Here is a 13,793-nt window from a genome sequence, read left to right as displayed (position 1 = left end):
AGTCTTTGAGTGATTATTACTAAAGGTATTAATTAATAAAACAACAATTACACATAATGGTAATTATGTAACATTTTAATCTTTTGAATTAATTGGAGAAAATGTGCTTCTATATAGGCTTATAAATAAAAAATAAGGGGTTATCACTATTTGATAACCCCTTATAGATTTCGATTAAGTTTTATTTAAAACTTAATATTTATATTTTTCAAGTTCAGCACTTACAGCTTCGTATTCTTTCTCCATATTTAGATTGTAGTATACGTTTTGTAGTTTAACTAACATTGATTTGATTTCTTGTTCGTCAGCTGTACGACCTTCCAATACTGATTTATATTTCTCTAATAAAGGAAATGCTTTGTTGTATAGGTCTTTAGCTTTGTCATCTAATTCAGCTCTTTCTTTAGCTGAAGAAACATTACCAGCCTCTTCTTTCAAGTTTTGTGCTTGTACAATATAAGATACAGCTAAACCCTCAAGAGCTCTCTCACAAGCAGGGTCTTTGCTCAAAGCAGCTTGATATGTAGCATCTGCAGTAACAAAGTCTCTCTTCTCAGCAAATAGAGAAGCTTTTACACTATACATATCGCATGATCCTTCAGGATTGTTTGCAATAGCTCTATCTAAATAAGCAATTGCTTCTTCAGATTTACCCGCTTTGATATATTGATTGATCAAGTTAGGAACAAAGTATTTGTTTTCAGGGAATTTAGCAGCAGCAAGTTCCAATGTTTTCACAAAGTTTACACTGTCTTTAGTATTTTCGTATTCGCTAGCTAAAAGCTCATATACATCACTTTCTTTGTATGTGCTATTAGGAGTAAATGGTTCAGAAAGTATTCTGCTCAATAGTTCAATAGCTCTTTGATCTTCTTTTGCTTGGATAGCAGTGATAACAGCATAATACTTAATAGTTTGGAATGTACTATCGTTAGTATTTATTTTGTCTTTATCATCAGCAAATATTTGCAAAGAAGGTAACTCCCAATATTTTTCGAAGAAGATAGATGCTTTGCTATAATCTTGTTTATCATTATAGTAAACACCACCATTGATAAAGAATGGGTGATTAGCTCTTAAAGTTACAGCTATATCTTTTCTGAATTTGTTTTTTACTTTTCCTTTTTCATCAGGTATTTGACCTAACTCATCCGCTTTGATATAGGGTGCATATGAATTCAATAGAGCATCATACATGATGTCTTCTTTGAACTCTTTTTGAAGCATTTGATTTGTTCTCTGAGTATCAAATGCCTTATTTTCAATATCACCTGCAACTTTCCAAGTTTCAGCATCATTAGCTGTTTCAGGGTCAGTAAGTGCCGGTTTAATTAGTTCTCGAGCCTCAGTAAAATTGTTCGAGTTCATTTCACTCTTAGCATCTTTTACCGCCTTTTTTTGTGCAAAAGATAGCGCTACTACCATGCACAATGTTGCTGTCAAAAGTACTTTCTTCATCGTTTATTAAAATTTTAATAATTATTGTTATTCATCAGAATTGTCTTCGTTCGAAGATGTATTATTCTCATTGTTTAATTCATCAAGTATTATATCATCCTCAATAATGATATCTTCGTCTTTTTCAGACATAACCTTACAAACAGACGCTATCTGATCGTTACGTTTACCTAGATTAATCAGTTTTACACCTTGAGTTGCACGTCCCATAACTCGTAGATTGTCAACCTTAACGCGGATAGTAATACCCGATTTATTGATGATCATTAAGTCATTTTCGTCAGTAACATTACTAATAGAAACAAGTTTTCCTGTTTTTTCAGTAATACTCATGGTTTTTACCCCTTTACCTCCACGGCTTGTTATACGATATACAGGCTCTCCATCTTCGTCATTCAATCTGGTACGTTTTCCGTATCCAAGTTCAGACACAACCATAATAGTTTCTTCAGGAGCATCCTTAGACATTGCAATCATTCCGATTACTTCATCTGTTGGGTCTTCGTCTATACGCATACCACGGACTCCAGTTGCTGTACGACCCATTTCGCGTACATCTGACTCGTGGAAACGAATAGCTCTACCATTACGATTAGCTATTAATATTTCGCTATTACCATCAGTCATCAATACTTCGATAACTTTATCATCTTCGCGAATTGTAATAGCATTAACACCATTTTGGCGAGGTCTTGAGTATGCAGCTAAACTAGTTTTCTTAATAACACCTTGTTTAGTACAGAATACAAGGAAGTGATTATTTACGAATTCGGTATCATTTAGACCCTTAATTCTAATAAATGCATTTACCTTATCTTCAGCCTCGATATTCAACATATTCTGAATAGCTCTTCCTTTCGAATTCTTGCTACCTTCAGGTATATCGAATACTCTCAACCAATAACATCTACCTTTTTGAGTAAAGAACAACATATAGTTGTGCATAGATGCAGGATAAATATATTCAACAAAGTCGGTGTCTCTGGTTTCAGAACCCTTAACTCCCACTCCACCTCTATGTTGAGCCTTAAATTCAGATAGTGGTGTACGTTTAATATATCCCATGTGAGATATTGTGATAATCATTTCGTCATCAGCGTAGAAATCTTCCGGATTCATTTCAATATCCGAATAAACAATCTCGCTACGACGAATATCACCATATTTATCTCTTACCTCTATTAATTCATCTTTAATAACCTGCATACAAAGTACTTCGTCATTTAAGATTTCATTAAGATAAGCGATTAATTTTTGTATTTCAGAGTATTCGCTGTGTAGTTTGTCTTGTTCTAGTCCAGTTAATTGACGTAGACGCATTTCAACAATAGCACGAGATTGAATATCTGATAGTTGGAATCTGTTTATAAGCCCCTCGATTGCCTCTTGAGGCGATTTAGAACCACGTATAATGGCAATTACTTCATCAATATTATCTGATGCAATAATTAAACCTTCTAAGATGTGGGCTCTTTCTTCAGCTTTTAAAAGATCATATTTCGTTCTGCGGATAACAACTTCATGTCTGTGTTCAACAAACAACGAAATCATATCTTTTAGGTTAAGCATTTGTGGACGTCCTTTTACAAGTGCAATATTATTTACACTGAAAGAACTTTGTAATGCAGTAAGTTTGTATAATTTATTTAGTACAACATTTGCGTTCGCATCCCTCTTCACATCAACAACAATACGCATTCCTTCACGGTCTGACTCGTCATTGACATTGCTTATACCTTCAATTTTTTTATCACCAACTAAGTCTGCAATATGCTTAATTAATTCGGCTTTATTAACTTGAAATGGAATTTCGGAAATAACAATTTTTTCATGGTTTCCATCCATTTCAATCTCAGCACGTCCGCGCATAATAACACGTCCACGTCCAGTCTCAAAAGCATCTTTAACACCTTGATAACCATAGATAAAACCACCTCCAGGGAAGTCGGGAGCTTTTACATGCTCCATCAAACCTTCAATGTCAATTTCTCTATTGTCAATGTAGGCAACAGTAGCATTGATAACTTCAACCATATTGTGAGGAGGCATGTTAGTAGCCATACCCACAGCAATACCTGAAGCACCGTTTATTAATAAATTGGGAATACGTGTAGGTAAAACGGTTGGTTCCTTTAAGGTATCATCAAAGTTTAGTTGAAAATCAACAGTATCTTTGTCAATATCCTTAAGCATTTCTTCTGCGAGTTTGCTAAGACGAGCCTCAGTATAACGCATAGCAGCCGGAGAGTCTCCATCTACACTACCCATGTTACCTTGTCCATCTACTAATAGATAACGCATACTCCATTCCTGTGCCATGCGGACCATCGCAAAATATACGGATGAATCACCATGTGGGTGGAATTTACCTAAAACTTCCCCTACAATTCTCGCGGATTTTTTATAGGGCTTATTGGATGTGTTTCCTAATTCGCTCATCCCGAAAAGAATACGGCGATGTACGGGTTTAAACCCATCTCTAACATCGGGTAAAGCACGACCTACAATAACAGACATTGAATAATCAATGTATGCTGATTTCATTTCGTCCTCGATGTTAATTCTAATAATTCTATCTTCCTGATCTATCATTAAAGATAAGTTTTAATATAATATTTTTTTGTTTGTTTTCTATTTTAATATAAAGTGCTACTGACTTTAAAAACCCTGCTAAATTACAAAAAAACTTTCAATTTTGGAAACATTTTGACACAAACTAATGGTTGCTAGTGAAGATTATAGTAAAAAAGAGAAGAGTCTTATATTGCTTATTTTTAGCAATATAAGACTCTTGTGTGTCTCTGAAGATAAGTTAATGATTAATCTTCATCTTGTCCATGGCAGTTTTTGTATTTTTTGCCACTTCCACAGAAGCAAGGATCATTTCTTCCTAATTTTTTTTCGACTCTGATTGGAGCTTGTTTAGGTTTTTTATTTTCCTCTTTTGGAGCTTGTTCATCGTCTATATCTTCTTTTTCAGTCTTGTACTTACTGAAATCTGTTTTCTCTTCAATTTTAGCTTCTTGTACTTCTTCTGATTGACGAACAGGTATTTGACCACGCATCAAAATGGCTACTGCTTTTTTATTGATACTGTCGACCATTGTTTTGAATAAACTGAAAGATTCAAGTTTATAAATCAATAGTGGATCTTTTTGCTCGTAACTTGCATTCTGAACAGAATGACGTAGTTCGTCCATTTCGCGCAAGTGCTCTTTCCATTGTTCATCAATAGTATGTAGAAGAATCGATTTCTCAAAAGATTTAATAACTCCCTTAGAACCAGTCTCGTATGCTTCTTTTAAGTTACAAGTAACATTATAGATACGTTTACCATCAGTTATAGGAATTAATATATTCTCGAAGTTTCCTCCTTGATTTTCAAATACATCTTTGATTACAGGATTTGCTATTTCTGCCAATCTGTCCATTCTCTGTTTGAAATTCTTTACAGCATGTTCATATACTAAATCTACAAGCTTCTCAGGTCTTGCAGATCTGAATGTAGCTTCATCAATAGGACATTCCATTGCCAATACGCGAAGGATTTCAATTTTTAGACCTTCATAGTCTTGATTATCTGCGTATTGTTCAGTAATAGAGTTTGCCGAATCGAATAACATATTCATAATGTCTATGCCAATACGTTCTCCCATAAGGGCGTGGCGACGACGTTTGTAAATAACTTCACGTTGTGAATTCATTACATCATCGTATTCAAGCAGACGTTTACGAATACCAAAGTTATTTTCTTCCACTTTCTTCTGAGCACGTTCTACCGATTTGCTCAACATATTGTGTTCAAGTACTTCGCCTTCTTTGAATCCCATTCTATCCATTAGGCTAGCAATACGCTCAGTAGCAAATAAACGCATCAATTGGTCTTCAAGAGAAACAAAGAACACAGATGATCCTGGGTCTCCTTGACGTCCTGCACGACCACGTAACTGACGGTCAACGCGACGAGATTCGTGTCTTTCTGTACCTAAAATTGCTAAACCTCCTGCAGCTTTAACTTCCGGAGAAAGCTTAATGTCGGTACCACGACCTGCCATATTGGTTGCAATGGTTACTGCACTGGTTTGTCCGGCTAGAGCAACAATCTCAGCCTCTTTTTGGTGTAGCTTAGCATTCAGTACATTATGTTTGATCTTACGTTGAGTAAGCATTCTGCTCAAAAGTTCCGATATTTCAACAGATGTTGTACCTACAAGAACCGGACGTCCTTTAGATGTAAGGTCTTCAACTTCTTGTATAACAGCGGCATATTTCTCGCGTTTTGTTTTGTAGATACGATCATTCATATCAGAACGAGAGATTGGACGGTTGGTAGGAATTACTACAACATCTAATTTGTAGATATCCCATAATTCGCCTGCTTCTGTTTCTGCTGTACCTGTCATACCTGACAGTTTGTTGTACATACGGAAATAATTTTGAAGGGTAATAGTTGCAAAAGTCTGAGTTGCAGCTTCTACCTTCACGTGTTCTTTAGATTCTATTGCTTGATGAAGTCCGTCTGAATAGCGACGACCATCCATTATACGACCTGTTTGCTCATCAACAATCATTACTTTATTGTCAATAACAACATATTGATCGTCTTTTTCAAATAAAGTATATGCTTTAAGCAATTGGTTTACTGTATGAACACGTTCTGATTTGACGCTATAGTTTTGCATCAATTCATCTTTTTTCTCTGCTTTTTCTTCATCTGTAGTGTTGGCATTTTCTATTTCTGCCATTTGTGCACCAATATCAGGAAGAACGAAGAAAAGAGGATCATCAGAATTACCAGTTAAAAGGTCGATACCTTTATCAGTTAGCTCAATACTGTTGTTCTTTTCATCAATAACGAAGTACAATTCGTCAGTAACAATATGCATATTACGCAATTGCTCAGACATATAATGTTCTTCGGTTTTAAGCATAGCCGATTTAATACCAGGCTCACTCAAAAACTTGATAAGAGGTTTATTTTTAGGTAAACCTTTGTATGATCTGTATAGTAAAAGTGCACCTTCTTCTTGTTCTTTAGAATCAGAAGACGCCATTTTTGATTTAGCTTCTGCAAGCAGTTTAGTACAAAGATCTCTTTGAGTTTTTACGATAATTTCGACACGAGGGCGAAATTCGTCAAACATCTGCACTTCTCCTTTTGGAATTGGACCCGAAATAATAAGAGGAGTACGAGCATCATCAATTAATACCGAGTCAACTTCATCGACAATAGCATAATTGTGTTTGCGTTGCACTAAGTCAGAAGGACTGATAGCCATATTGTCACGAAGGTAGTCAAAACCAAATTCGTTATTTGTACCAAATGTAATATCAGCTTGATATGCTTTGCGACGACCTTCTGAGTTTGGTTGGTGTTTATCGATACATTCTACAGATAATCCGTTGAACATATACAATGGTCCCATCCATTCAGAGTCACGTCGAGCCAAATAGTCATTCACTGTAACCAGATGAACCCCATTTCCTGTAAGCGCATTTAGAAAAACAGGAAGTGTACCTACCAAAGTTTTACCTTCTCCTGTTGCCATTTCGGCAATTTTACCTTTATGAAGAACGACCCCTCCAAATAACTGAACATCATAGTGGATCATATCCCACGTGATTTCGTTACCTCCGGCCATCCAGTGGTTTTGATAAATTGCTTTATCACCTTCAATGCGTACAAAATCTTTTGTTTCAGCAAGTTCTCTGTCAAAATCAGTAGCAGTAACTACAATTTCTTCATTTTGAGTAAAACGACGAGCTGTATCTTTTACTACAGAGAAAGCCTCAGGCATGATTTGGTCTAAAACAACTTCGTATTTCTCTGTAATTTCTTTTTCAAGCTTGTCTATTTCAGCCCAGATATCTTCTCTTTGATCAATCTCAATATCTTCAATCCCAGCTTTTAGTTCAGCTATTTTATTTTTCTCTACAGAAACAAAATCTTGTATTTTTTGTTTCAGTTCTACAGTTTTAGCTCTTAATTCGTCATGCGATAGAGCCTCTATAGCCGGATATGCAGCTTTTATCTTTTCCACATAAGGAGTGATCTGCTTTGCATCCCTTGTTGATTTATTGCCAAAAAGTTTGGCTAGAATATCATTAAATCCCATATATATTGTTTGTTATTATTTTTCAGTTTTATATTAGAGTTCTTGTTGTTTTAAAGAAACTCGGGTAAAGGTTCGTCTTTAGCAGCATTGGGGGAACGTATGCGTAGTATTCGACATACTGTCGGTGCTATTTCTGTGGCTTTTATTGTTCTTTTTATTTTCTCGGGTTTTGTATTAAAACCAAAGAAAATTACGGGAGCAACTATAGATACTTCTCTCTGTATTTTCTTTATAGATGAAGTGTTTTGCTCGTCAACAATCTGATATCCGGGACGTATTTGTATTATAATATCGCCTGATACATCCTTATCTAAGGCATTGCGATAAGCCAACATGTTAGAATTTGCTTTTCCGGTAAGGAGTTGAATCGATGTTGTTGCATCTTGTACTCCTGTAAATTGGACAACAAATTCAGCGGCTTTATTTTGTATTTCTTCTAAACTGATGTTTTTGCTTTCGATCAGCTTTCGATTCAAATATATTTGTTGATTATGGTATTTCTCTACCCATTGCTCTTTACCATAAATAGCCATCAAATACATATTCAACAATGCTTCGCATCTGTTGGTGTAAAATGTACCTGCCGATGCTTGGATATTATCGGTATTAACAATGTTAGAACTGTAATATCCTGTAGAGGTCACAAAAATTAGCGTATTCTGAAGACCCACAGTCTTTTCAACCTGATCTAGTAATGCTGCTATTTCTCTGTCTAGACGTGCATATGTATCTTGTATCTCGTAAGAATATTCACCATCTGTTGATGCTGAAAAATTACCTGCATAATAAGTAAGAGCAAGAAAATCAGGACGTGAACGTTTACCCATATCAGCTTTCTGCATTAATGCTATGGCTGTTTTGGTTATATTCTTGTTGACAAATGGAGATTCTTTGAATAACTGAAAAGAATTATCAGCCCGAACCAGTTTATTGCTAAAGCTAACGGCTTCGCTTCCGTATGGAAATAAATTATACTTATCGGGGCTCAAGAGTGGCTGCCAAATAAGTGTATTTATTCTATTGGGGTAGATATTTGAGCGATTTTCTTGTTCAACACTCCAGTCAAAATCTTTGAAGTAGGTTGAAGTTGCCCATTTCCCTGAATAATCTTCTATCCAATAAGCTCCATTTGCCGAGTGTCCAGCAGAAATAAGGGCTTGAAAAGAATTTGGTGCAAAACTATATATATCGGATTTCCCTTTAGAAGCAATTTTTAATTCATCAGTAATAGTTCCTACGCGTAACGCAGCAGGAGATAACTTTTCTTTGGTGTAATTCCCCAAAAAAGAATTATCCTCGAAAATAGATACTTCCGAGTTTCTGTCAGGTAAAAACCGTTTGCTGTAAATTATACCATGGTGAGAAGGATTAGTCCCTGTATATATTGTTGCTATTGAAGAAGCTTCGTTCAGATTTGGAAAATCAAATCTCATGTTTTGGTATACTAAGCCTTCATTTAAAAGTCTTTTGAAGCCTCTTTCAGAGAAAGTATGTTGAAATAATTCTAGATAGTCTGCTCGCAACTGGTCAATAGTTATCCCAATCACCAACTTTGGAGTTTCTCTCAAAGTAGTTTGCGATTGTATAGATGCTACTGTTAGTACAGCTACAAGGGATGTTATTATTCTTATCATTAAACTATCTAGCTAATCTTTATAGTGTTTCTACTATTTTGTAATTGATTAAATAATAGAGAACTAAGATCTATTTTTATATTGTAATACATTGGTTCCAGATCTAACACATAGTGAAAGAATGTATGGAATGAATGCTAACTCCAGATACTGTGGTATCAAAAACCAAGCCAAAAGCAGTAGTATCAAGGCTACAAAGTTAATAAAATGATAGTAGTACACATATTTTGAGAAGAATTTTATTAAAAAGAAAAATGCGAATATTAATTGGAATGGATTCAGCCATATAATATTCCAGTTTGGATTGGTACAAGGGTGTACTGAAAAGAACATCAGAAAGAATATGATGCTTCCGGCAACACCTGCTGTAATGAATAAGAAAGTGTCGAATATCTTTCCTAGCAAGATGCAATTTTTCTTATATGATAAGAATGAGATTATCAGTGTAATAACCAATAGTAAACATCCAATAGCTAAAGGTGGATCGATAAGGATAATTGTATCGTTTTTGGGCGAAAGCAAGATGTCATTTTGTTCTGATAGCAAAGCTCTTGTGTTACCATCTGTACTTTTAATATTGGCATTATTGTATGCTGACATTAAATATAATGGCAGAAATTTTTTTTGCCTATCTGTTATTTCTTTATCAGCATCAGCCCCAATCACCAAATCAATACCAAAACGCACCCAAGGTTGTGCCCAAACGCACTCGTGAACTAAATCGCGGTAGGTTTGCTTTTCTTTTGTGGGTGTATAGTGAATTGTTCCGTGAATATTATTTTCAATTATGTCCCTTGGACGTGTCGAACAATTATCATAGAAATAATTATATCTATATACTCTGTTCTCGGGTAAGCTATTTATAGCCAAGGCGTCAAACACAGCTTGTTTTTCTTGTTGGGTTAGGTTGAAAACTTGTTCTGTAATACCAACACCTCTCGATTTATATTCACTTATGTATCTGTTGAAGTTTTCGGCTCCAACCATATAATCTGTTTCTCCTTTTATAAACCGAAGCATAAAGTTGGGACTATCAAAGCTGAATAGTCCATAATTGAATACTAAATCAAACTGATTAATAGGATCTTGTATTCTTATAGCGGTATGTCCGAAAAGAGCATAAACTTCTTTTTCCCAAGGAGCACTGGTTAAGAGGCTCACTTTAGCGGAATCAGACAATTGTATTTGTTGTGCACTTAGATGTAATATACTGATGTAAAATATCAATATAGTATAGAGTAATCTCTTTATCATTCTGTATAATTCAAAATGTGAAATACAAAGATAATGTATATATGTAAACCACAAACTTCTTAATTATATAAAAAACGCCGTCGAAAAAATAGCAAAAAGAAATATTCTTATTAATAAAAGCATATTTTTGTATATATAATTTATAAAAATAGAATTAACATGAAACAATTACTCATTGCCGTTTGCTTATTTGCATCCGCTTTATTTGCTTATGCTCAGCAAGAAACCATAGATTTACCAGCTCCAATAAAAACAGGTGGAAAGCCTTTATTGGAGACTTTAAATGAGAGACAGTCTTTGAAGGATTTTACAGGAAAAGAATTTGATAATCAAACCCTGTCTAATTTGCTTTGGGCTGCTTATGGATTTAACCGTCCGGATAAAAGAACTGTGCCTTCGTCACAAAATCGTCAGGAGATTGATGTATATGTGATGTTCAAGGATGGGGTATATTTTTATGATGCTAAAGAAAACAAATTGAAATTGCACGCTAAAGGAGACTTAAGAGATGGTCTTGGATCACAGACTTATGTGAATGATGCTGCTATAAATTTGGTATTTGTTGCTAATCTAGATAAAGCATCTAATAGAGAAGCTGCATTTATTGATACAGGCTATATATCTCAGAATGTATATCTGTTCTGTGCTTCAGAAGGCAATTTGGGAACTGTTGCCAGAGGTTCATTCAGCAGAACAAAACTTCCTCCTGCTTTAAATTTGACTGATAAACAAGAGGTTACTTTAGTACAAGCTATTGGCTATGTTAAGTGATTGATATATAGATGTATATAATAAAGAAAGGTCTACAAATTTGCAGACCTTTCTTTATTATACTGTAAATTATTTATTTACAAATGTTTATGCTTTTAATTGTCCTACCAAATCTTTGATATTTGCGATATTGTATTGATCCATATAGTTCTTTATACCTTCTAATACTTTTACAGATATAGTTGGGTCAATAAAGTTATATGTACCAATTTGGATGGCAGATGAGCCAGCAAGTATAAATTCGATAGCATCCTGCCATGATGATATACCTCCCATGCCTATTACGGGGATTTTTACGGCATTATATGTCTGCCAAACCATCCGTAGTGCTATTGGCTTCACACAAGGCCCTGATAAACCACCTGTGACTGTCGATAAGATTGGTTTTTGCTTATTAATGTCAATAGCCATGCCTAGGAGAGTATTAATCAGAGAAACTGCATCGGCTCCTTCTGATTCTGCTGCACGCGCTATCTCGGTAATATCTGTTACATTTGGTGATAGTTTAACTATCAGAGTTTTATCATATACCTTTCTAACAGCCCTTACTACATCTGCTGCCGAACAAGCCGATGTTCCGAATGCCATACCACCTTCTTTTACATTGGGGCACGAGATATTTAATTCTATTCCAGGAACTTTATCTAAATGGTTAAGCCTGGAAGCACATTCTGCATAATCTTCTATTGTTGAACCTGATACATTAACTATGATGTGTGTATCGAAGTCTTTAATTTCAGGATATATATCTGATACAAAGTAGTCAACGCCTTTATTTTGTAGTCCTACAGCATTAAGCATTCCTGCAGGAGTTTCTGCCATACGAGGATAATCATTTCCTTGACGATCGTACAAAGTAGTTCCTTTTACACAAATTCCGCCTAATTGAGATAGGTCGATAAAATCTACATATTCTTTACCATAGCCAAAAGTTCCCGAGGCAGTCATCACGGGATTTTTTAAACAGAGGTTACCTATATTTATTTTTAATTTATCCATTTCAGTTCTTTAATATTAAATACCGGTCCTTCCGTACATACACATATATTACCTCTCTTTGTATTTTCTATACAGCAGAGGCATACACCAAAGCCACAAGCCATTGTATTCTCTAATGAAACTTCACAATTTATTTGTTTTTTATGAGCATAGTTAGCTACAGCCATCATCATCGGTTTAGGACCACAAGTAAATATGTGGGAAAAATTCTTTTTCTCTAAAACTGAATGATTGGTTACATATCCTTGCTCTCCGTGGCTACTGTCCTCGGTAGTAGTATACACTTCTCCGTATTTTGCAAATTCATCTAGTTGAAGAAGGTCGGCAGAAGAGCGTGCTCCTAATAAAAAGTTAGGCTTAAAGCCTTTTTCTTTTAATTCACTACCTAGATATAGCATAGGAGCAGTACCTACACCACCACCAATAAGTAAGACTTCACTATTGGTATCTTCAGGAGTAGAAAACGAATTACCTAATGGCAATAAGAGATTTACAATATCTCTCTTTTTATATTCAGCCATACGTTTGGTACCATCTCCAATTTTTTGGATTAATAACCAAAGTTCGTTTTTAGACTTATCCACATAGTTTACAGATATAGGTCGTCTGAGAAAAGTGGAAGGAGAATCAGCTACATGAACTTCAACAAACTGTCCCGGATACATATCGGGAAGTACAGTGCCATCAGTAGTTGATAGTTTTAAGAGGATGTAATTTTGATTTAGCTGATCATTGTCGACGATAATCAAATCAAGCATTTTTTTCATTTGCACAAATTTTCTAAGGTCATAGACCTCTTTATTGCTTTGGTTAGTATAATAAGCTTATATAGATAGTTTATCATACAAAGTTAATCAAAACTTATGCTTTTTCAGAATAAAGAGTTTAAGAAAATCGTCATTGTCCAGGAGTAAAAGCCTCAAAGGTATTATCGGTATAATAAATTATTATTTGTTTAACTTTCTTAGATGGAGCTTCTTTATATACAACTCTTTCTTTTATAGCTTCTTGTGTGTCTTGTTGATGTAGATCAACTATATTCTCTTTGCGATATTTATGATCTTCTGTCTCTTTGGTCGAATATATTCGACTGTCATTCTCTTGAGATAGTTGAGAAAATAAATCGGGGAAGCTACTTTGATTTTTTATGTCTGCACTATGATTACTTATTTCACTTTTATACATAGTACCTGTACCTGTTAATAACCATTGAGAATCTATGTCTGGCATTTGAGTAAGGATGCGGGTAATAACATCCAAACTAGGGTTGTTTCTTCCATTAAGAATATGAGAGATAACAGCTCTACCTATTTGCAAACTATCAGCAAATCTGGCAGGAGTCATATTCTCAGAGTCCATTATCTTTTTTATTCGCTCTTTCATGCCTCATTTTATCTATAATATGTAAACATATGTAACAATACAAATGTATAACAAATATTTCACAAATATAAATAGTTGTGATGTATATTTGTATACAGTAGTTGTGCTTTATTGTATACATATGATTGTGTATAATTGTATACATTACTAAATTGTGATAAAGTGTATATTTATATTA

The 13,793-nt window shown here is 34.8% G+C and carries 9 protein-coding genes; 1 reads left to right on the top strand and 8 read right to left on the bottom strand.

The features are described from left to right. Window positions 1-192: 192 nt before the first annotated feature. The 5 genes from HGC4_RS17235 to HGC4_RS17215 form a co-directional block, all read right to left on the bottom strand. Window positions 193-1,458 (bottom strand): UDP-N-acetylglucosamine--peptide N-acetylglucosaminyltransferase SPINDLY family protein, encoded by a 1,266-nt coding sequence (locus HGC4_RS17235; RefSeq protein ID WP_050711381.1) that lies wholly within the window; start codon window positions 1,456-1,458, stop codon window positions 193-195. A gap of 27 nt (window positions 1,459-1,485) precedes the next feature. Further along, window positions 1,486-4,050, bottom strand: coding sequence for a DNA gyrase subunit A (gene gyrA, locus HGC4_RS17230; RefSeq protein WP_050711380.1), 2,565 nt, complete (start codon window positions 4,048-4,050; stop codon window positions 1,486-1,488). 227 nt (window positions 4,051-4,277) lie between these two features. Then, on the bottom strand, window positions 4,278-7,574 hold the full coding sequence (gene secA / locus HGC4_RS17225; protein ID WP_050711379.1) for a preprotein translocase subunit SecA: 3,297 nt from the start codon (window positions 7,572-7,574) through the stop codon (window positions 4,278-4,280). Between the two features lie 50 nt (window positions 7,575-7,624). Then, window positions 7,625-9,208 (bottom strand): alkaline phosphatase family protein, encoded by a 1,584-nt coding sequence (locus HGC4_RS17220; protein WP_050711378.1) that lies wholly within the window; start codon window positions 9,206-9,208, stop codon window positions 7,625-7,627. Window positions 9,209-9,271: 63 nt separating this feature from the next. After that, window positions 9,272-10,462, bottom strand: a complete 1,191-nt coding sequence (locus tag HGC4_RS17215; protein WP_050711377.1) for a lipoprotein N-acyltransferase Lnb domain-containing protein — start codon at window positions 10,460-10,462, stop codon at window positions 9,272-9,274. A 159-nt stretch (window positions 10,463-10,621) separates the two neighbouring features. Here HGC4_RS17215 and HGC4_RS17210 point away from each other — a divergent pair, with 159 nt between their 5' ends. Next, window positions 10,622-11,233, top strand: a complete 612-nt coding sequence (locus HGC4_RS17210; protein ID WP_050711376.1) for a SagB/ThcOx family dehydrogenase — start codon at window positions 10,622-10,624, stop codon at window positions 11,231-11,233. Between the two features lie 87 nt (window positions 11,234-11,320). Here HGC4_RS17210 and HGC4_RS17205 read toward each other — a convergent pair whose 3' ends face one another. The 3 genes from HGC4_RS17205 to HGC4_RS17195 form a co-directional block, all read right to left on the bottom strand. Next, on the bottom strand, window positions 11,321-12,232 hold the full coding sequence (locus tag HGC4_RS17205; protein ID WP_050711375.1) for a dihydroorotate dehydrogenase: 912 nt from the start codon (window positions 12,230-12,232) through the stop codon (window positions 11,321-11,323). Next, window positions 12,220-12,999: a dihydroorotate dehydrogenase electron transfer subunit gene (locus HGC4_RS17200; RefSeq protein WP_050711374.1), complete on the bottom strand. Its 780-nt coding sequence runs from the start codon at window positions 12,997-12,999 to the stop codon at window positions 12,220-12,222. Before HGC4_RS17200 ends, HGC4_RS17205 begins: the two co-directional genes overlap by 13 nt. 130 nt (window positions 13,000-13,129) lie before the next feature. Then, complete coding sequence (locus HGC4_RS17195) at window positions 13,130-13,615, bottom strand: helix-turn-helix domain-containing protein (RefSeq protein ID WP_050711373.1); 486 nt, start codon at window positions 13,613-13,615, stop codon at window positions 13,130-13,132. Window positions 13,616-13,793 lie beyond the last annotated feature (178 nt).

This window comes from Dysgonomonas sp. HGC4 (assembly GCF_001261715.1).
Lineage (GTDB): Bacteria > Bacteroidota > Bacteroidia > Bacteroidales > Dysgonomonadaceae > Dysgonomonas_A.
Note: the sequence above shows the minus strand (reverse complement) of the source record. Positions and strands in the feature narration are given on the sequence as shown.

Bases quoted from the DNA above. Each gene is read 5' to 3' on its own strand.
- HGC4_RS17210 (WP_050711376.1), top strand. From the start codon at position 10,622: ATGAAACAATTACTCATTGCCGTTTGCTTATTTGCATCCGCTTTATTT.
- HGC4_RS17205 (WP_050711375.1), bottom strand. From the start codon at position 12,232: ATGGATAAATTAAAAATAAATATAGGTAACCTCTGTTTAAAAAATCCC.
- HGC4_RS17200 (WP_050711374.1), bottom strand. From the start codon at position 12,999: ATGAAAAAAATGCTTGATTTGATTATCGTCGACAATGATCAGCTAAAT.
- secA (WP_050711379.1), bottom strand. From the start codon at position 7,574: ATGGGATTTAATGATATTCTAGCCAAACTTTTTGGCAATAAATCAACA.
- HGC4_RS17195 (WP_050711373.1), bottom strand. From the start codon at position 13,615: ATGAAAGAGCGAATAAAAAAGATAATGGACTCTGAGAATATGACTCCT.
- HGC4_RS17215 (WP_050711377.1), bottom strand. From the start codon at position 10,462: ATGATAAAGAGATTACTCTATACTATATTGATATTTTACATCAGTATA.
- gyrA (WP_050711380.1), bottom strand. From the start codon at position 4,050: ATGATAGATCAGGAAGATAGAATTATTAGAATTAACATCGAGGACGAA.
- HGC4_RS17235 (WP_050711381.1), bottom strand. From the start codon at position 1,458: ATGAAGAAAGTACTTTTGACAGCAACATTGTGCATGGTAGTAGCGCTA.
- HGC4_RS17220 (WP_050711378.1), bottom strand. From the start codon at position 9,208: ATGATAAGAATAATAACATCCCTTGTAGCTGTACTAACAGTAGCATCT.